Genomic DNA, 19,890 nt, shown 5'->3' on the forward strand with positions numbered 1-19,890 from the left:
GTCCGGATGGCTTCGGGACGTTCCCTCCATGCTGCAAGGCATCCACACCGCGGTGGAGAGTCCGACCGGAGGACCGGCCGGAGGAATCCGGCGTCCACCGGTGGGAGGGCGGGTGCCGTCCAGGAGCACGTACTCTGCGGATGCCTGTCGCACCGCGCGGGCGAGTGGGGGCATGCGCGGCCATCGAGCCCGGCGTGTACGGGCCTGCGCGCTCGTGAGCCGGACGGTCGAGAGGATCAGCAGGGAAGACTGACGGAGACGACCGTACCCGTGGGGGCGTTCGAGCGAATGTCGAATCGACCTCCGGCCTCTTCGATCCTGATGCGATGCGAGGCCAGACCGATATGCCCTTCGGCCACACTCTTTTCCAGTGCGCCCCGGGACATTCCCACACCGTCGTCGGCGACCTCGAGGTGCACCATTCCGCCGTTCATCCAGATCCGCACGGATACCTTTCCGGCGCGGGCGTGCTTCACGACGTTCATGAGCAGTTCCCTTGCCGTTCGATACAGCAGGTGATCCGCCGTTCCGGTTCCCTTGATCCGGCAATCGAAGGTCGCGGAGAATCCCCCTCGCTCAGCCGTTTCCGCGATGAGGGCCCTCAGGGCGGGCGCCAGGCCGATATTCTCGAGGACCGCCGGATGCAGCGTGCTGACCGAGGTACGGAGCTGCTCGACGGTATCCGTGAGAGTCCTGCGGGTACGGCCGAGATTCTCCGCAGCACCGGGGTCTTTCAGCAGTTCGTCAAGATCTTGGCGTGCCGCGAGGATGTTCTGCAGGGCACCATCGTGCAATGCCTCCGCCAGTGCGCCGCGCTCTCGGTCCTCCGCCGACATGACGCGGGCGACCAGGGCGCTTCGATCCTCGGCCAGCCGAACGATGTTCAGCATATGATCCCGCTGAATCCATGAGAGGAGTACGCAAGCGGCACCGACTATCAAGATGACCTGGCTGAAGAGCAGCGTGTGCTCCCATTCCGGGTTACTGCCGCTTTGGCCGATGGCCACCCCGACCACGAAGGACGCAGCCGACGCCACCGTGGCGGCCACGGTCACTGCCGGACGGTATTGGAAGGCCGCGAGGATGGGCACAAGAAGGAATATGTTGTGAGGCTGGACTTGGGGGTCCGTGAAACCACCCGTGATCGCCGTGAGGGTCGTCACCGTGGTGAGGTCGATCAGGAATGCGATCCATATCGCGGTACTCGTGTGCCACCTCCTGGTGTTCGCAAACAGAAGCGCGACGCTCCACACGGCGTAACCGAAGATGATGACGAACGATATCGCAAAGTTCTCGGTCGGTGGATAGAAGAGGTCGGCGAACACGTCGACCACGATGATGAGTCGCAGAATTCCCTGGGTGATCTGTGCGCGCCGTTGGTACGGGGCAGCCGCGAAACCCATGCCGCCTGCCGGGTCAGCGAGTGTCGTCCGCAGAAACTTGGTGAGCAGGGCCATCCGGGACTCCCTACGAGGGACACCGCGTTCTCAGTGTGTGGCTTGGTTCTCAGCGTGTGGCTTGGTTCTCAGCGTGTGGCTTGGTTCTCAGTGTGTGGCATGGCGATCACGTTCACCAGCGCCGGTGTGATGCCGAACCCGACCCGGGATCCTGGACACGGGTGAGGGGCCAGAACGGTCGGCGCAGCCTTGAGTGTCATGCCGCAGGCGAGGCAACTGCGTTGTCCGCGCGGGAATGACGGCACCGGGTTGCCGTGGCGGTGCAGCCGGGCGGAATGCGTCGAGACGGACGCCGAGACGGGTCTCACGCCCTGACCGTTTGGACGTCGCGCTCGACGGCACGTCAAGCGTCCTCCTGCGGCCGCTCCGGGGGACTGTGCGGAGAACGCCTTGACCGACGAGCGCCCGTCGGAACGTTGTGCCGTCTGCCGGGCCATGCAGACTTCCCCCGTGTCCAGCCACCCGGTGGATCGGCCACCGCACCTGGCATGTCGACAACCCATCGGCAACCTGCCGGCCGCCGGTGGTCTCCTCATTCGAGCATGCCTCGCCGCATGGCCTCGGCCACTGCTGCGCCCCGGTCCGAAACACCGAGCTTCTCGTAGAGTCGCTGCACATGCGTCTTGACCGTCGTAGGCGCGAGAAACAGATTCTTTGCCATGGTCGGGACCGATTGCCCTTCAGCGATCATGCGCAGCACCTGGCCCTCCCGTTCACTCAGAACAGGAGCGTCCGATTGAGCGCGCTGCCTGACCTCCGACGCCAGCCCGGGGACGAGATCCGGCGGCAGCACGCACTCCCCCTTCGCGCAGGAGAGAACCGCTGACACGATTTCGTCGCGACTGGCGTCCTTGCTGATGTAACCGGAGGCCCCTTCCCGCAAAGCCTCGTACACGGCCGAGCTCTCGGTGAATGCGGAGAGGATGAGCATTCTGGTGGGGAGGTCGTCCCGCTGTACGGCGTGAGCCACTCCAAGTCCGTCGATGGAGGGCATCCGGTAGTCCAGGAGAGCCACATCCGGGCTGTGCTCACGAATTGCTTCCAGCGCGGCCCAGCCGTCCCCTACCGCCGCCACCACCTCGGTATAGCCGGTGCTGTTCAAGGCGCGGACCATACCGTCTCTGAACACCGGGTGATCATCGGCAACGACCACCCGGACCCGTGACTCGGAGTCTCTCATCGGTCACTCCCTGGGCAGGTGAACCGCACACCCACCTTACGCCTCTGAAAACGCCGGCGCGCTTCGAAGAATTCTTCGCCCGGCGAGCACATGGGCCTGGAAGATCGCGCAGGATATTCGGCTCGATCATGCATGGAGTTTCGCCGCGAGGTCGGTGGGCGGATTCACCTTCTGCGACTGGGGGCGAGCCGGGCCGGTGGCCCGAGTTCCGCATCGGGTGGGTGCCGGTTCAGCTGCCCCGGGTGGGTGGTGCTGCGCGCTGGGACGGCAAGGCTGGGGGGCCGTGCGGGAGTGGTGATGATGTGACGGGTCCAGGGCCGGTGCCGGGCGCCCTCGGCGCGGGTGCGGTTCTCCGGGGTGCGGCGAGGCCGGACGTTGCATGGGTTGCGGGCGGAGCCGCACATCGCGGCTCCGCCCGCAGACAGCCGACCGGCAGAGCCGACTACCGCATGGTGATGGCCGCGTCCACGCCCGTGACCGCACCGTTCAGACCGGTGACACCAGTGATGAGGCCAGTGACACCCGCATCGAAGTCCCCGCCCGCAAGCGCGACTTCAGCAGCGATCTCCTCCGCATCGACATGAGCGCTGTAACCGGCGAAAAGGTCCCGAATGTTCATGATGATCTTCCTTAGTCCTTGATGGATCGAGTGGGTTGGGGGGAACGCAGACCAGGGCGGTGATCGGCAGGCAGAGAGCGTCCTTGTCATCGGGCGAGTTCCAGTTCCGGAGAGTCGGTGTTGCGTTCCGGTGCGAGCGGATCGACACCGGCCTCGATGAGGGCTTCATGGACCAGGGCGTCCAGGGATGGTGTGCCCTGGGTGTCCGCATGGCGGATGAGTGCGTCGGTGAGGGCGGCGGACCGGTGTTGGCCGTAGCTCAGGTGCGTGTGGCCGAGCCGGTCGTCTGCCGGTTCCCAGGCCATGGCGATTCCGGGCGCGAGCTGACGAGCGAAGACCGACGTGGCCGAGCCCGTGCCGGGCAGTCTCCCCAGCATCCGCGGCAGGTCCGCCGCGAGGTGCCACGCGTCTGCGCCGAGGTAGATCACCATGGAGTCGGTGCGCGGGTACGACCGGGGAGTGGAGAGGATCTTGGCGCGGTAGCGTATCCGCTTCTCCTCCAGCCGGCTCAGAGCCTGATGCCAGGCAGCCGGAGCGTTGTCGGGGTCGGCGATGTTGACGTACACGCGCAGGAGCGGCGAGTGTCCGGGCCGGCCGAGGGAGCCGTCGGCGAGGAAGAATCCCGGGGACACCGCGGGGCGGGCGGCGGGAAGTGCGACGGTTACCGTGGCGCCGGCCCTCGATGCCCCTTCGGGGCCACCGATCGTTCCGGCGGGAGCCGAGACGCGTACGCCGGAGACTTCCACGATTGCCTCTCGCGGGCCGTTTGCGGCCTCGACGATGCGTGCCTGGGCGATGGTGGTGCGGTGCGGGGTGGCGTCGGCGAACTGCGCTTCCAAGCGCGCGTCGCGCAGCGACCTGCTCCTTGAGGTGTCTTCCCGGCGACCTGCGTGCAGTACGTCGTACAGCGTGCGGATCAGCGGTGCGCGAAGCGCCGCGGCGCTTTCCTGCGTGATCGTCCGGTCCCGCACGGTCGCACTCCATCGACGACCCGGCTGGATGCGGACGTCTTCCAGGCTCTCGCACAGCCGCGCCGACAGCCGTCCGTGGGGGCATATGGAGGTCATCAGCGTGCTCCCTTCGGGGCAACGGGCAGTCCCAGAACGTCACAGAAGAGGTCGGGTGAGCACAGCAGCCTGCGGGCGATACCGATCCCTGCGCGGTCCAGCGCGCTCAGTCGTGCGCGCTCGGTGCTCGCTGCCAGGACGCGATCCAGCAGGTGCCAGCCGGCGAACGCGGCGGACCTGGGAGCCAGGCCGGGATCGGTGACCTCTCCTGTCTCCTGGTAGCCGCTCCAGAACGCCTGCAGGAAAGGGCGCCTGCTCTCGAGTTCTCGAACGCCCGAGGAGATGATCGCCTCCGCGGTCACCTGGGCGGTGTGCCCGATGGCATGAACGGAACGGGCAACCCACTCTCCGAGGAAGGCCCCCACGTCCCGCGCAGGGTCCTCCACGCGCAGCTCTTCCCAGTCGGCCAGGTAGAGCTTCCCTTGGTGTATCAGAAACTGGTCAAGACGCAGATCGCAGTGTGTGGGAACTCGGCACACCTGCCGGGAGAGCTCACCCAACCCTGCGATGGCGCTCACCAGAGGCGCGTCCTTCTGCAGGAGCCCGAACAGCTCCAGCTGCGCGCCGGAACGAGAAGCGAATTCGCCCATGGTCAGAGCCTGCAGCCCGCCCAAGCGCGGCCAGGAAGGAACCGTCGTGTCCAGGGTTCCGTCCGCCACGGGCATGCGGTGCAGCCTGCCGACCATCCGACCCGCCTCGCCCGCCAGGGCCTGGGTGAACAACCCGTCCTGCTCCAGGGTGTTTCCGTTGCGGGCTCCCTCCAGGAGCTCGAAGACCAGCACACGAGTGGCCTCGTCAGATGCGAGGCACGCAGGAGAGGCGATTTTCGCCGCCGCCTGGCCCATTCCGGCGAATGACAGCGCCCGGCGAAACCGCGCAGCCGCGTCAGGACCGTCGATCTTCTTCACGAAGACCCCGATCCCCGCGGAGGTCGTTCCTGCCCAGTTGTCATTGCGGCCCGGAAATGCCACCACGTCGGATGTCAGGGAGCCCCAACCGTGCCGCTCCATCACGGATCCGATCTCGGGCACAGCCTTCAGGTCAGAGGGAGAGAACTCCGCAACGACTGACATATGCCGCTCCAATACCTATGCGCTGTAAAGCCTTGCAAATCAAAAGTGCCCGAATTCACCCGTGCCGGATATCCGTCGGCCGGTGGGTCCGGCGGAGGACGGCCCTGTCCCCCGATCGGCCCCGTGCCCCGCCTCGTCTCCGGACGCGTACGCACGGGTGAGGCCGGTGCGGGCCGCGCATACGAGCCCGCTTACGCCTCGAGGAGCTCATGCCGCGAGGGGCTGGACGCCCTGGGGTGGCGGCCTGGGTGAGACGGACAGGTCTCCCGGTGGTGAACCCCCATGGCGACCCGACCCACGACGTGCCCGGTCCATGACCGTCCGGCTCGGCGGTGACCGTACCCGCTTGCCCGAACACACTCGGTAGGAGGAGGACTCCCCGTCTCGCGCTGCATCGCATCGGACGCCGCGCGACGGCCCACGGGGATCGCGGGGCAGCCCGTACCCGCGCCGAGCCCGAACGGCAGGCCTGCTGTGCGGTTCGCTCCCGCATGAGATCCGCCTCATGGCGGGAGCGGATCGTCCTGGCCCCCGTCGGCAACGTGGGCCAGGCTCGCCCCGTACGGGAACAGCCGCTGACGCCGCCACCGGACACGAGCCCGGATCAGCGACCACCGCCGACGAGACCACCCACCGTGACGACACCGGCTGCGGTACCGGGGCCCGGCGGGTGGCCGGAACCCCGGTGGGGTGAGGTGACCGCGCATCCGGGAGAGCCGCGCTCACCGGTCAGGGGACGGCTCCTTCCTCCCGTGCAGTGGCCGGTCGTATGAACGCATGGGCCCGCCAGGTGCCTAGCGTTGGGGGCAGAGCAGCGGGACGAGCACGGCGCGCCCCTCGTAGTGGCCCTGACCAGCACGTTCTGCCGCTGCTACCCATTGTCGCCGAGTGGAGTTGTGATGTTGTCTGGACTTCCCTGCCTGGGCTCCGGCCTCGGTTACCGCCCTGAGCTGGCCGCAGCCATCGGGGATCACAGCGACCGGATCGACTGGCTCGAGGTCATCACCGAGCACTACCTCTTCGAGCCGGGTGACCAGCGGGAGACCTTGCTGGACCTGCGGCGCCGCTGCCCGATCGTGCCGCACGGTGTGGAGCTCTCGCTCGGGGCGCCCGAGGAGACCGCCGGCCGGTATCTCGACGCCCTTGCCCAGCTTGTCGCGGACGTCGGAGCGCCATGGTTCAGTGACCACTTGTCCTTCACGCGAGCCGGTGACGTGGCACTGGGTACCCTCGTTCCCCTGCCTCGCGCGCGGGAGGTGGCCCGTGAGGTGGGCCACCGCGCCCAGGCCGCGCAAGAGGCCGTCGGTGTCCCCCTCCTGCTGGAGAACATCACCTACTACCTGGACTTGCCTGCACCTTTGACGGAGGCGCAGTTCATCACCGAGGTGATGGAGCACTGCGAGTGCGGCTTGCTGCTCGACCTGACCAACCTGGACGTCAACGCACGCAATCACGGCTACAGCCCGGAAGAGTTCCTGGACTCCATCCCGCTGGAGCGCGTTGTCCAGGTCCATCTGGCAGGCGGCGAGGACGACCCGGCCGGCGCCATGGCGCTGGACACGCATGCCGCTCCGGTGCCCGAGCAGGTGTGGACGCTGCTGAGTGAGCTGGTGAAGCGGGCTCCTGTTCGCACGACGCTGCTGGAGCGGGATGCGCTGTTCCCCGAGGACTTCGCGGAACTGCAGGCCGACCTCGACCGGGCCCGCGCGGTCCTGCTCGGGGCGCCCGGTACCCGTGCGGGGGTGGTGTGATGGGTGTCCGGGAAGCGCTGGCCGAGGTTCTGGCCACGCCGGCAGTCGCGCTGGCCGAACTGCGCGAGCATCCGCGGTCGGTACGGGATCGTCACCGGCTGTCGCAGGTGGAGACTGACATGCTGCTCGCCGCCGCGGCCCACGCCGGATGGCGGGTGACCGCCGATGAGGTGAGTGCCAAGCTGCGCATCGCGCTGGAGTGTGCCTTGCCGCGCACGGTCGCAGAGGCAGACGCCCGCCATGGCGCCGTAGTGGAGGAATTCGTACGCCGCACCGTGCGCCGGCCGTTCGTCGACAAGGAGGCCGGGTGGTTCGCGCTGGGCGACACGTTCCTGGCTTCGATGGACGGGCAGGTACCGGAAGGGCTCGTGCAGTTCGGCCGGTTCGAGCTCCTGAGCAACCGGCTTGTGCATGACCCGGCAGCGGCCGAGGCCGCGAGGAACTGGGCGCGCGCGGGTCGCGGCGCACCGGGGAGCCGCGCGGTCGGCTCGGAGCAGGTCGCCCACGGCCGTCTCAGCCTGTCGGCGACGGTACGTCTGGGCATCTACGACCATGACATCACCGCCGTGGGCGCACCGCGGAACCTGCCCGGGCAGCCCGTTCAGGTGGTGCTGCGCCGCAGGTGGAAACAGCCGCCCCAGATCCACCGGATCGGCGCGGGGACGGGGCTCCTGCTGAGCCTGTGCGACGGGACCAGGACCGGTCGTGAGGTGGCTGATGCTTCCGGGATCGAAACCGGTGCGGCGATGGCCACGCTGCAGCAGCTCGCCGACGGCGGTGTGGTGATCCCTTTCCGGCACCGATCCCGGCCGGAGAGCGGCGCCGCCGGTACGGGCGGGGCGGCGTGCTCCCGATGACGCCGCCCCGGACCACCCCGCCCCTCGATCTCGCGCCTCGCATGGGAGCACCGCCGTTCCCACCCGAGCGCGAAGCCCGGCCCGAGAACGAGCCGGTTCCCTGTGGCACCGCACCAGCGGCGTCACCGTCTTGAGAAGGAGAACACCATGTCCGATGCAACTCTCGCCCGGAAGGCGCCGGTGGAGGAACTGCTCGAGTTCGAGGCCGTCCCTCACCTCTCCACCGACGATGTCGGCATCCACCGGCAGGACGCGATCTGCCACAAGTGCTTCACGGTCTCGCCGCGCGAGCGCCGCTGAACGGGGGTCGGTCGCCGGCTACCGCCTACGGCCGGCGGCCGACCCACTCCCCGGCACCACATCGACCGGAGCTCTGCCATGGACCCTCGAACCAGCCGCCGCCGTCGCTCCCGCGCATCGGCCGACGCCGTCACCGGCGACGTCTCGTCGCTGCTCCTGCCGAACACGGTGGTGGGCGGCCCCGCCAGCCCCCGGTGCATGGTCGGCGGACGCGGCGCACTGCTGTGGGACGGCAGCGGCCGCCAGTACATCGATGCCACGGCCGGGCTCGGCCAGTGCGCGGTCGGATACGGCCACCCACAACTGGTCCAGGCCGCCGCCCTGCAGATGCAGCGCCTCGCCTCCTTCCCCATGTTCGCGGGAAGCGTCAGCGAACCGGCCATCAGCCTCGCCGACCGTCTGCGGGCCATCGCGCCGATCGGGCTCTCGAAGACCTTCTACACCAGCGGCGGAAGCGAAGGGGTGGAAACAGCACTGAAGTTCGTCCGCATCGCCCACTTCAGCACCGGCGCGTCCGAGCGCACATTGATCCTCACCCGCAAGGGGGCCTACCACGGGACGACCGCGGGGGCGTTGGCCGTGACGGACATCGACGCCTTCCACCTCGGGCTGAGGGGATCGCGGCAGCAGAGCGTTCCGCTGTCCCTGCCCCACGCCAGGCCGCTGGGCCCCGATGCCACGGACATGCTGATCAACGAACTGGAGCGGACGATCGCGGCGATCGGCGGTGAGCGCATCGCCGCGTTCATCGGCGAGCCCGTTCTCGGCGTCAGTGGAATGATCCCTGCGCCCCCCGGATACTGGCCCCGTCTCCAGCAGGTGCTCAAACGGCACCGGATTCTGCTGATCGCCGACGAAGTCGCCACCGGCTACGGCCGCACGGGAGATTGGTTCGCCTGCCCGCAACAGGGCATCGAGCCCGACATCATGGTGACCGCCAAGGCACTCACCAGCGGCTACGTCCCCATGGGCGCGGTCCTGTTCAGTGACGCCGTCATCGACATGCTGCACGGAACACGGCTGCCCCACGGTTTCACCTTCGGCGGCCACGCCGCCGCGGCCGCCGTAGCGCTCGCCAACCTCGACGTCATCGAGCAGGAGCACCTCACCGACCGGGCCGCCAAGCTGGGTACGCACCTGCTCCGGCAGCTCGAACCCCTGGAAGAACTCCCCTGGGTCGAAGAGGTACGCGGCACCGGACTGATGCTGGCCGTGGAGCTCACCCCCCACGCGGCAGCCGCTGCTCGCGATCTTCCCGCCCGCGCAGCCGCATCGGGCGTTCTTCTGCGCAACTCCCCCCACAACATCTGCCTCACGCCCCCCTTGGTCATCACCGACGCACAGGCACAACACACCATCGACGTCATCACCGCGGAAGTCCGCGCTCTGGGGCGTGCGCGCTCCCCAAGGGCCGTGACCGAGAGGGAGGGCGGGAGTGTGCGTCGGCCCGGATGACGGCGAGAAGTCCGTGGGCGAGCGTGACCGGGGTCGCGCCCTCCGGCCCGCGCTGAAGCGGCTTCCGGGCGGCACGGCCGGGCTGCCGCCCGCGACCGTGACCCGCCTGACGAGGCAGTGGAGCGACGACCACGACGCCTTCCAGGAGCGGGACCGGTCCGACCGGGACTTCGTCCATGTGTCGGCCGACGGGTGCACCCGAAGGTCCGTCTCGGCCGGGCGCACTCGAGCGTCACCCGCGGAGTCGGCACTCGGGCTGCAGACCTCGCGATGGTGTTCGACCTCCTGGAGTCCGCCCAGGCCCGATGGCGTGCGATCCCGGCACCGATTCCGATGGACCGGCCGACGCCCGTCACCAACACGGCCGGCCTGGCGGCATCGAACAGCGGCTTCTCATCAGCAGTCGTCACAAGGCGCAATCGTTCGGCCTGCACGCGGGGACGGCAACCCGATTTTCCTTCAGCTCATCCACACGTCGTGACGATCGCTCCCATGGAGCCGGTGCCGTGCTCTTCCGGCGCGGCCCGCAGCTTCGGGGCCCCGCCGCGGACCGAAAGCAGCTGCGCTCCTGCGCGGCAGGGCACTCCGGGTACGGCTTACCGGGGTGCGCTGGGCCGGTCGGCGGGGCAGCATGGCGGGGTGGCTGATCTGCTGTGGGACGACGTGAGTTCCTTCTTCGACCCGGAGGCGATGGGAACGTTGCCGGACGTGTGTGTTCCGAACGCCTCGGTGGCGGACTGGCAGGCGGTTCTCGATCTCGTCGCGGAGAAGGGCTGGAAGTCTCACTACACCGAGGGTGAGTCGGTGCTTCCGGTACCCGCGGCGGAGGCCGTGCTGTCCCGCCCGGCGGACGCCGAGTGCCCGAACCTGCGGGTCTGGCCGGCGGACGATGTGCTCGCGATCTTCCGCTTCCATGCCGACGATGAAGTCGACTTCGACGTCGATCTGCGGGAGTTGCAGGGCCAGGAGCGGCTTGACGCGTTCTGCGGCTTCCTTCGGGAGATCGGACGGCGGCTGGGCAAGCCGGTGCTGATGTACCCGGAAGGCGACTGCGGGCATCCAATGCTCGGCTTCAATGTCGAGGAGGACCGAGTCGTTCTCCTGGCAGACCCGTCCCGCCCTTGACGGCCAGGGCGACCGACCGACGGGACCGGCGCGGCCGTCGGGCGTTCGGCGAGCGGTGATCGGGCGCCGCGGCCTCCGTGCGGCGAGGCGACCCGGGTCATCCGCCGCGGCGGGGGCGCCACGAGGCCGAGCTCACGGCCACGCGGGTGGCCGGTGGCTACGCCGCACTCGTCGTCGGTGGTGAGGCGGTCGGCAGGCCCGCGCTGCTGATGTTTCCGGTCTCGACGGCTCTGCGATGGTGCGGAGTCGCCATGCGCGTACGCCCTGCTGCGGCCGGCATCCGACGCAGCCTCACACGGCGACGGCGACGGCGACGGCGACGGCGCCGGGGTCATGAGCGGTCGCTGTCCGGTGTTCGCATCACACGACCTCGAGAGTCCGTGCGCAAGCCGGGGCGGGACGAGTGAGTAGCACATGCTCACGACCGTGATCGGCGGCAGCTCGTAGTTTTCACGGGTCACTGACGTCACGTCGGCATCGGCCACGGCATCGATGTCGACATCGAGGAACGGATCCACATGACCTTGCGATCACGGTTGAAGAAGGTGTCCCTCGTCGGAGCGCTCGCCCTGGTCACCACCGGGCTGGGGGTCCTGGCGGCGCCGGCCGCCTCGGCGGCGACACCCGTGTACCACATGAACTGCACGACCGGTGTCTGGGGCAACAAGGGCTGGGGCACCTGCACCGGAACCGGACGATGGGTCGTCCGGGCCGAATGTGCCTGGAGCCCGCTGTATTCCGTCAGTGCCGGAGGGTGGACCGACGGAACGGTCACCAAGTGGACGGACTCCTGCGCCTTCGGCGTGGAGTCGGTGCGGATCGTGGAGTACTGATCCGCTGATCCGGCAGGAACCCGGCCGCGGCAGGTGCGTCCGCCCCACCGGTGGACGCGTCTGCCGCGGCGCCGTCCGGGCGCTGCCGGCGGATCGTCCGGCCTGCCCGGCGAGGGCCGCGCGGCAGGACACGCAGCACACATGTTCCGAGAGGGCGTCCGTGGAACGCGGGCAGCCCTTTGCCGTAGGGATGAGGGGAGAGATCGGTGTCACAGGGGGAATCGGCGGAGGACCGGCAGCGGCCGTCGGAGGCGGCTCGGGAGGAGTCCGCGCGGGGCGAGGCGGGACCGGCGGACCGAGGGAGCGGAGTGACCCGGCGCGGTGTGATCGCCGCCGCCGGGGCGGCCGGCGTGCTGCTGGCGGTCTCGCAGGCAGGTCTGGGGGGACGCCCGCGGGAGGACCTCCTCGGAGAACCCACCGCCGCGGACGGGCCCGTGCGTGTGGTGTCGCTGGTGCGCCAGTCCGACATGGTCGATTTGACGCTCGCCCTGTGGAACTGCTCGGTCGAGACCGGTGGCGGCCAGGCCCGACTGGTCCGGGTCGACGAGGCCCTTGCAGCCTTCGTCGTCGTCCACTTCGGCCCGCAGGCCGTCACCGAGAGGGCGTTCCTGGAGGCGTCCGGCGGCGGCAACGAGCCGCCCACCGCGGCTCCCGTGCCCACGCGGATCTCCGGGACCAGCCGGCTGGCCTTCGACGTCACCGGTGTCCTGCCGCTCGACTTCACGGTCGACGAACTGTTGGACTGGGCCCGCTTCACTCCGCGACTGGTGCCCAACGCCCTGCCTCGTACGGCGCCCGGCACCTTCCGGAGCCTGCCGCGCCGGCCCGACTCCACGGAGACGTCCCTGGAGCTGCCGTGGCGGCTTCAGCTCTCCCCGGCCGAGAGCGGAGGCTGGGCGCACAGCGCGGACCCCGTCACGCACGGCTCGTGGACCGAGGTCTGGGAGACCCGTCTGGGGGTCAGGGAGCGTCAGGAGGACGGGGACTGGCGGGTGGCCGAGGCACCCGATGCCGAGCCGTTCGTCCGGGCGGTCTGGGCGAGTGACCCGGGCTTCGAGAACTGGCTCACCACTCCGGCATCGGTCCCCACCGGGGACACGACCGACGGGCTGCGCACCGCTCTCGTACCGCGCGACCGCTACGACATCGTGCGGCTCTCCGGTGACTACTCCCTCCGTACGGTCGGCGGACGCGGTCCCGCCCCCATCGAGGTCGAGCGGCTCGCCCTGGGTGCGCTGGGAGCCGGCTACGACATGCGCGGCGAATGGGACCCGGTCGTCACCGCGAACTACAGCAGCACGACGCGGGAGTGGACGCACCGGGGAGCCCTCGGGCGGGATCACCATGTGCGGGTCGTGAGCACCGGTTTCCTGTATCCGTTCGGTCACCGGGCCGCCGTGCTGAGCCTGACGGAGCGCACGTCGCAACGCCCGAGCGCGTCGAGCGAGGCGCGCGCCGCCTTCCTTCGCAAGCGCCTGATCCTCGTCGTCCGTCAGCCGGTGAGGTCCTACTCGGACGACGCCGACGTGCGCAACGCCGGCCGCAGGTTCCCCTTCCGGCGGGTGCGGTTGCTGACCGCCCGGACTCCTCCCCTGGAGCCCGCCACCGGGTACGTCGGCGGAGGGCCGGCCGGCAACTCGTATGTGCCGCGGGTCGGCGGCAGCGCGTACCGGTTCCATCTGCGGGGCACCGACTGGGCCGGCAGGGACGTCGACTTCGTCGCGCCGCTGGTCTTCGTGTCGGACGCCGGGGCGCGCAGTTCCGCGCATCTGCAGGCACTGCACGCGGCCTACCACACCGACGACCCCCTGCGTACGGCCGGATTCGGCGGCCGTACGGTCGCGCTGGCGCAGCCCGGCGCGCACCCGGGTGACACCGAACTGCCGGTGGAGTCGATGGTGTTCACGGGCGAGGCACCGCGGTCCGGTGCGGACACGGCGGCCATGGTCGACGCGGGGCGGGCGCCGTTCTACCCGGCGCTGGACCGGCTGACGGCCACTCTGCCGGTGGTGCGGGAACTGAGCGGCGACGATCCGGGTCCCGGCACCTTCTCCTACCACGACGCCGCGGGAAGCAGCTATGTGCTGGGCGGGTTCGGTGCCCAGAACCCCGGAGAGGTGTTCCTGGCCGCCACCCCGGGCGTCGACCCGGTCCAGGTCGGCTTCCCCGCCGACCGGTCGGGCGGCGTGGTCACCGCGGTGTTCGCGATCGCCGGCGTCTCCAGGTCGCGCGGACCGGTGGCGGGTGACGCCCATGACGCCGCCCGCAACCTCTTCGACCCGCGGAAGATGTATCCGCGCTCCGAGGCCAGGCTCGCCGGAGGGCTCGAGCTGAAGGACCTGCTGAAGCCCCAGGGCGCCACGCCCAACCCCGAGCAGGCCTTCGAGTTGACCGCGCGGCAGGAAGCGGACGCCGACGGGCGGCCGGTCATGACCGAGCTGCGGTCGAAGACGACCCCCGAACTGCGGGCGTGGCCGTCCGGCGTCAACCTGTTCGTCCCCGCGGACCCGAAGAAGTGCCTGACGGTCGACACTCGCGTGACCTCGCGGACGGACGCGCCGACCGAGGTGGTCGACCGTGTGGTCAAGGGAGAGCTGAAGAACTTCACCATCAATCTGTGGGGCACCGGCGCCACTCGCTTCGTCACCCTCGACGTCGCCCGCTTCCGGTTCGTGGAGCGCAAGGACGCGAAGACGGAGGTCGACTGCGACATCCGCACGGTCTCGTACCACGGTGCCCTGAAGTTCGTCGACGCGCTCTCCCGGTACTGCACCTTCCTCGGCTGGGAGCCTCCGACGGGTCCGCCCACCGGCGGCGGCAGCTCGGCCCGGACGGCGTCCTTCCGAAGGGCCGCCGGGGCGCCCGCCGCCGCTGCGGCGGCCGCGGACGAGCATCCGAGCGCGGGCCAGGGCGACCGGTATGTCGATGTGTCACCCCAGGGCGTGGCGCTCAACAGGACCTTCGCCGTCCCCGAGATCCAGCTCGGCGCGTTCGCGCTGACCGGGCTGTCGGTCTACGCGGGCGTCGTGATCCCCTTCGACGGCAAGCCGATCCGGGTGCGCTTCGCCTTCAGTTCCCGGGACAAGCCCTTCTCCGTGGTCCTCTCGTTCCTCGGCGGCGGCGGATTCGCCGCCGTGGAACTCGGTTTGGGCGGCGTGGAGATGCTGGAGTTCTCCTTCGAGGTGAAGGCCTCCTACTCCTTCGCCATCGGCAGCGTCGTCAGTGGTGCCGTCGAGGCCAAGGCCGGCGTCTACTTCTCCGTCGAGTCCGCCGAGAACGGCGACCAGGCCTGCGAGCTCACCGCCTATCTGCAGTTCTCCGGTGCCGTCAGCGTCCTGGGGCTGGTCACGCTGTCCCTCGTCGCCTACCTCGCCCTGAGCTACTACGACACGCCCGAGCGGCTGGTCGGCGAGGCGACCGTGAGCGTCTCGGTCGACCTGTTCTTCTTCAGCTTCTCCAACAGCTACACCGTGCGGCGCGAGCTGATCAAGGGGTCGGGCCGCAGCGACGGCGCCTCCGCCCGGGCCGACCGCCGCTCCGGTGCCCGCAGCGCACTCGCCGCAGCGCCGGCCGCCGCGGGAACCGCCCGGATGTCCTTCGGCGACACCCTCACCCGGCAGGAATGGCTCGACCAGTACTGCGCCGCCTTCGCCCCCGTGGGAGCCTGACATGCCATTCCAGACCATCACCTGGACCGCTCTTCCGGCGGGCGCCGCCCCGGGAGCCGTCCGCCTGTCGGTGCTGATCGCGCCCCGGCTCCGGACGGACGGGGCGTCACAGCCGCTGTCGGCGTTCCCCGACTGGTCCGACTGGCCGAGGATCGTGTCCGGTATGTCGTTCGCCGTCGGATTCCCCGATCTGGGCATCACCGGGGCACCCGTCGAAGCGGTACGGGTCTCCACCCCCGACTCCGCCAGATGGCGCGCCCTGTTCACCCCCAAGACGACCGTGCGCGGGCACGTCGCCGCCGGGGCGACCCGCAGACGGATCCGCTCGTACCCCACGGCCCATCTGCTCGGCTTCGTCGCCGGCCGCTGGGGCAGGTTCGGCGCCCTCTCGCCCGACGAGCACCCCAGCCGTGCCGAGCTGGTCGGCAGCGGCGCCTTCGGACCCCTCGGCTTCGAGGCGGACGCGGGCGGCGCCAAACGCCGAGGGCTGCTGGCCGGCCGACTGGAGGAGCACTTCGACACCGGCGCGAACTCCACACCCGCCGACTGGGCCATCCCCTACGACGCCGGCGACACCGGCGCGGACGGCATCGCCCGCAGCTTCCTCCAGCTGACCCGGTTCCACCGGCGCCGCCCGAGCGGCAGCGGTACCCTGCCGCCGCTGCCGGAACCCGAGTTCGACTTCCATCAGGCGGTCGCCACGACGCGGCAGTACCCGGCGCTGCAGCGCATGCTGGGCCTGGTGGTGGATCTGCGCATCACCGACCCCCGGGTCCTGGCGCTGCTGCAAGGGCCGGTCAGGAACGGCTGGGTCACCGTGACCCCGAAGTGGAACCCGGCCCTGGGCACTCCCGTCGACGTGGACGTCACCCCCCATACGGCGTGCCTGATCGGCGGCAACCGCTTCGAGGCGCGTCCACGCGACCCCAACACCGCCGACTGGGACCGCGGTCTGCTCTGCCTGGGCCGCTCCGGCTCCTTCCTCACCATCCCGGTGGACATCGACGGAGCCGCGCTACTGGCCCGGCAGTTCGCCGACAACGTCGCGCGGGCCCGCGACGTCGCGGACGGGCATCCGCTGCCCGCGCTGCGTACCGCAGGGTTCGCGGTGGCCCGTACGGGACGGGCGTCCGGCCTGGCCCGGGGGCTCGCCCGCGGCGAGGAGCTGAACGACACCGCGTTCACCAAGACCGGCGACAAGAGGGCCGGAACGCTCCAGCTCTACCTGGACGACCTCGTCCAGGGATACCGGTGGGACGTGCGGGACACCGCCGACACCGCCTGGCGCACGCTGATGGGGCGCACCGGCCACTACCGTTTCCTCGCCGACGGCCCCGGCACCGCCGTCGCGGTGACCGAGGAAGGAGTGGTCACCACCGCGCCCACCGGTTCGGGAGTGCCCGGGGACACCGATCTGTACCTGCAGGAGCAACTGGTCCAGTGGACCGGATGGAGCCTCGGCAACGTCCGCCCCGGTGCGGTGGTCGGGCCCGACGGCAGCCCCCACCGGGTGAAGCCGGCGGTGCGCGAGGACTTCCCCTTCGTCGGCGACTTCGGCGTACCGCCGGGCAGCCTGCCGCGGCTCAGGTTCGGCCACTCCTACCGGCTGCGGGCCCGCGTGGTCGACCTGGCCGGAAACAGCCGCCCCCCGGCGACCGGCGAGCTGGAGGACCGGGACGAACTGCGGACCGCCACCGTGGTGCATCGGCGCTTCGAACCCGTCAACCCGCCCGAGGTGCTGCTGCGCCAGCCCCGCACCCAGGCCGAGGGCCTGGAACGCCTCGTCATCCGAAGCACCACCGGATCGGACACCACCGGGCAGGAGTCCGTTCGCCACCTGGTACCCCCGCGTACCTCCCAGCTGATGGCGGAGCAGCACGGCTGCTTCGACGCCACCGGCGCGGGCCGCCCCATGCGCGACGTGTACGACATGATCACGACGCGGGACGCGGCGACCCTGGAGCAACTCGCGGCGGCGCGTGCGGAACCCGCCCCGTACGAGGAGTCGTTCTACTACGACACCGACTCGCTGCCCGTGCCGTACCTTCCCGACCCCCTGGCACGCCGGATCCTGGTGACCGGCCTGCCCGACGCCGCCGGCAACTCCAGCACGCTGCCGTTCGAGGCGTCCTCCGGTGACTGGCCCACCCATCGGGCCTGGCGGATCAGGCTCACCCGGGGCGGCACCGCCGGCTGGACGCGGGACGAGAAGAACCGCCTCCTGGAAGTCCGCCTCGCGCCGGGCGACGTCTACACGCTGCGCGTGAGCAGCCGCTTCGACGACGGCGACGTCGACCTCATGGGCGTGTGGGAGTGGATCCGGGACTGGGCCGCCCGGTCCGCACCCGGTACGGACCTCGCCGCGCTGCGGAGCCTGATCGCCGGGGGACGCCACACGATGTTCACGCCCCACCGGGAGCTCACCCTCGTCCACGCCGTGCGCACCCCGCTCAAGGCTCCCACCGTCACGGCCCTCAGCGCCGACCGGGCCGGGGGCGCGTCGTCTACGTGGGCACGTCTGCACGGGGCCGTGGACATCAGCCGCAAGAGCACCGGCACGGTCGACCTGGTGGGTGAGTGGAGCATGCCCGTCGACGAGGGCCCCGGAGGCCCCGCACCCGAGTCCGCCAGGATCTTCCGCGCCCCGGTGGCCACGCTCCGGGTGGAGCGGGCGCAGGGAGCCTCGCCCGGCCCCGACGCCCTGCCCTTCGACGTCCGCCACGAGTTCGGTGACACCCGCCACCGGCGCGTCGTCTACCGGGCAGTCGCCACCAGTCCCTTCACCGAGTACTTCCGGGCCGAGACCGAACTCGCCCTGACCGGCGGCAAGGCGTCCTACACCGTCGACGCCGAGCCCGCCGGCATCAAGATCCGCGACAGGGCCACCGGCGACCTTCTGCAGCCCGCCCCGGCGAGCGCCACCGACCCGCAGACCGCGGACGGCGACTATCTGCTGGACCCGGGCGGCAGGACCGTCCTGCGCACCGCGGGTGGCAGCATGCCGGAGAACGGCACGCTGGTCATGAGCTATGTGCCGCCCACGACCACCAGGACCTCCGCCGCCCTCGGCGCCCGGATCGTGCACAGCACCGCCCGCCCGGCCGCTCCCCGGATCCATTCGATCGTGCCGACGTTCTCGTGGAACCGCACCGGACAGCAGACCGTCCGCAAGGGAGGGCTGCGGGTCTACCTGGAACGGCCCTGGTGGTCCTCCGGCCCCGACGAGCGGCTGGGGATCGTGCTGTGGAAGGGCGATACGGCCGACCCCTCGCCCCGGCTCGAACCCTATGTGACCATGTGGGGCCGCGACCCGGCGTTCGCCACCGGGGAGTTGCCCGCGACGCCCACCAACACGTCCTTCCCCGGCGCTCCCCTCACCGGCTTCGACCTGCCCCTGGCCGAGGCGGGAGGGGCGCAGGTCAACGCCGTCGGGTACGACGTCGCCTACGATGCCGGCCGCGGTCTGTGGTACGCCGACATCGAGGTGACCCTTCCGCGAGGCGAGCGGCACACCTCCTACTTCCCCTTCATCCGGCTGGCCTTCGCGAGGTACCAGTCCGCCTCGATCGGCGGATGCCACCTCTCCCCGGTGGTGACGGCGGGCTTCGCGCAGATCGCCCCGGAGCGCACCGCGACCGTCAGCGGCACCGGCGCCTCGCGGACGGTGACCGTGACCGGCCGGTCCTACACCGCCACGGCCGCAGCCTCGGGCCCGTCCGTCCTCCAGGTCCAGGTGGAACGGGCGACACCCGGGGTGAGCGACCCCGACCTGAGGTGGCAGCCGGTCTCCGACCCGCCACGGACGCTGACGTCCTCGGTCGGCGGGGGGAACCTCGTGACATGGACCGGCACGGTCACCCTGCCGGCGGACACGCCTGCCGAGTCGCTGCGCCTGACGCTGCGTGAACTGGAGACCCACCCCACGGGCCTGACCGTGCCCAACCCGATCGCCCCCGGGCGCGGCACCGACATCATGTCCAAGCGCACCGTCTACCTCGCCACACTGCCCGTCTGACCGCCTGCCCGCACCTCCCCTGGAGCCGCCGGGCGGGCGGCTCCAGGGGAGGTGCGGGCCATTTCACCGGCAAGGAGGCTGGAACACCATGCTCCCCCATATCGGTCCCGCCGAAATGCTTCTCGTCGTCCTCGTTGTCTTCCTGCTGTTCGGCGCGAGGAAGCTCCCTGAGATCGCGCGCTCTCTGGGCAGGTCGGCCCGCATCCTCAAGAGCGAGGCCAGAGCCATGAGATCCGACGCCCCCGACGTACCCGACGATCCCGTCCGGCCGCACGGGCAGAGCGCCCTGCCGTCCGCCCGGGCCGAGCCCTCCGGGAAGCCCACCGAGCAGCCCACCGGGACGCGCTCCGCAGACGGCGGCCACAGCCAGGACGATCTTGTGGCATGACGCGGAGGGGGCCGACGCCGCGATGGGCGTCGGACAGCCGGCGTCAGGCCCGGGCGCCGGCGAAGGCCTCCCCCGAAGACGTCACCGGTGGCCTCACCGATG

Annotated in this window: 14 protein-coding genes; 9 read left to right on the forward strand and 5 right to left on the reverse strand. The window is 70.4% G+C overall.

Going from position 1 to position 19,890, the window contains the following annotated elements:
* Positions 1 to 236 precede the first annotated feature (236 nt).
* From DDW44_RS00305 to lxmK, 5 genes are all read right to left on the reverse strand, one after another.
* Complete coding sequence (locus DDW44_RS00305) at positions 237 to 1,457, reverse strand: sensor histidine kinase (protein ID WP_108905146.1); 1,221 nt, start codon at positions 1,455 to 1,457, stop codon at positions 237 to 239.
* A 532-nt stretch (positions 1,458 to 1,989) separates the two neighbouring features.
* A complete protein-coding gene (locus DDW44_RS00310) occupies positions 1,990 to 2,637 on the reverse strand; it encodes a response regulator transcription factor (RefSeq protein ID WP_108905147.1) in 648 nt (215 codons plus the stop codon).
* A gap of 442 nt (positions 2,638 to 3,079) precedes the next feature.
* Entirely contained in the window at positions 3,080 to 3,256 is a 177-nt protein-coding gene (locus DDW44_RS31865; protein ID WP_017946921.1) for an LxmA leader domain family RiPP, read from the reverse strand.
* A gap of 86 nt (positions 3,257 to 3,342) precedes the next feature.
* Positions 3,343 to 4,323 (reverse strand): T3SS effector HopA1 family protein, encoded by a 981-nt coding sequence (locus DDW44_RS00315; protein ID WP_208647922.1) that lies wholly within the window; start codon positions 4,321 to 4,323, stop codon positions 3,343 to 3,345.
* A complete protein-coding gene (gene lxmK, locus DDW44_RS00320) occupies positions 4,323 to 5,354 on the reverse strand; it encodes a class V lanthionine synthetase subunit LxmK (RefSeq protein ID WP_240800491.1) in 1,032 nt (343 codons plus the stop codon). Before lxmK ends, DDW44_RS00315 begins: the two co-directional genes overlap by 1 nt.
* A 941-nt stretch (positions 5,355 to 6,295) precedes the next feature.
* Here lxmK and DDW44_RS00325 point away from each other — a divergent pair.
* From DDW44_RS00325 to tatA, 9 genes are all read left to right on the forward strand, one after another.
* Positions 6,296 to 7,147: an MbnB/TglH/ChrH family RiPP precursor modification enzyme gene (locus DDW44_RS00325; protein ID WP_108905149.1), complete on the forward strand. Its 852-nt coding sequence runs from the start codon at positions 6,296 to 6,298 to the stop codon at positions 7,145 to 7,147.
* Positions 7,147 to 8,004: a hypothetical protein gene (locus tag DDW44_RS00330; RefSeq protein WP_108905150.1), complete on the forward strand. Its 858-nt coding sequence runs from the start codon at positions 7,147 to 7,149 to the stop codon at positions 8,002 to 8,004. Before DDW44_RS00325 ends, DDW44_RS00330 begins: the two co-directional genes overlap by 1 nt.
* A gap of 147 nt (positions 8,005 to 8,151) precedes the next feature.
* Positions 8,152 to 8,304, forward strand: a complete 153-nt coding sequence (locus DDW44_RS31870; RefSeq protein ID WP_017946927.1) for a hypothetical protein — start codon at positions 8,152 to 8,154, stop codon at positions 8,302 to 8,304.
* A gap of 78 nt (positions 8,305 to 8,382) precedes the next feature.
* A complete protein-coding gene (locus DDW44_RS00335; protein ID WP_108905151.1) occupies positions 8,383 to 9,759 on the forward strand; it encodes an aminotransferase family protein in 1,377 nt (458 codons plus the stop codon).
* Between the two features lie 639 nt (positions 9,760 to 10,398).
* On the forward strand, positions 10,399 to 10,884 hold the full coding sequence (locus DDW44_RS00345) for a hypothetical protein (RefSeq protein ID WP_208648033.1): 486 nt from the start codon (positions 10,399 to 10,401) through the stop codon (positions 10,882 to 10,884).
* Between the two features lie 518 nt (positions 10,885 to 11,402).
* Positions 11,403 to 11,717, forward strand: coding sequence for a hypothetical protein (locus DDW44_RS00350; protein WP_240800492.1), 315 nt, complete (start codon positions 11,403 to 11,405; stop codon positions 11,715 to 11,717).
* 206 nt (positions 11,718 to 11,923) lie between these two features.
* Positions 11,924 to 15,385, forward strand: a complete 3,462-nt coding sequence (locus DDW44_RS00355) for a hypothetical protein (protein ID WP_244223933.1) — start codon at positions 11,924 to 11,926, stop codon at positions 15,383 to 15,385.
* Position 15,386: 1 nt separating this feature from the next.
* Positions 15,387 to 19,400 (forward strand): hypothetical protein, encoded by a 4,014-nt coding sequence (locus DDW44_RS00360; RefSeq protein ID WP_108905153.1) that lies wholly within the window; start codon positions 15,387 to 15,389, stop codon positions 19,398 to 19,400.
* Between the two features lie 88 nt (positions 19,401 to 19,488).
* Positions 19,489 to 19,788 (forward strand): Sec-independent protein translocase subunit TatA, encoded by a 300-nt coding sequence (tatA, locus tag DDW44_RS00365; protein ID WP_108905154.1) that lies wholly within the window; start codon positions 19,489 to 19,491, stop codon positions 19,786 to 19,788.
* Positions 19,789 to 19,890: the final 102 nt, after the last annotated feature.

Origin of the sequence: Streptomyces tirandamycinicus, from assembly GCF_003097515.1 — a bacterium.
GTDB lineage: Bacteria > Actinomycetota > Actinomycetes > Streptomycetales > Streptomycetaceae > Streptomyces > Streptomyces tirandamycinicus.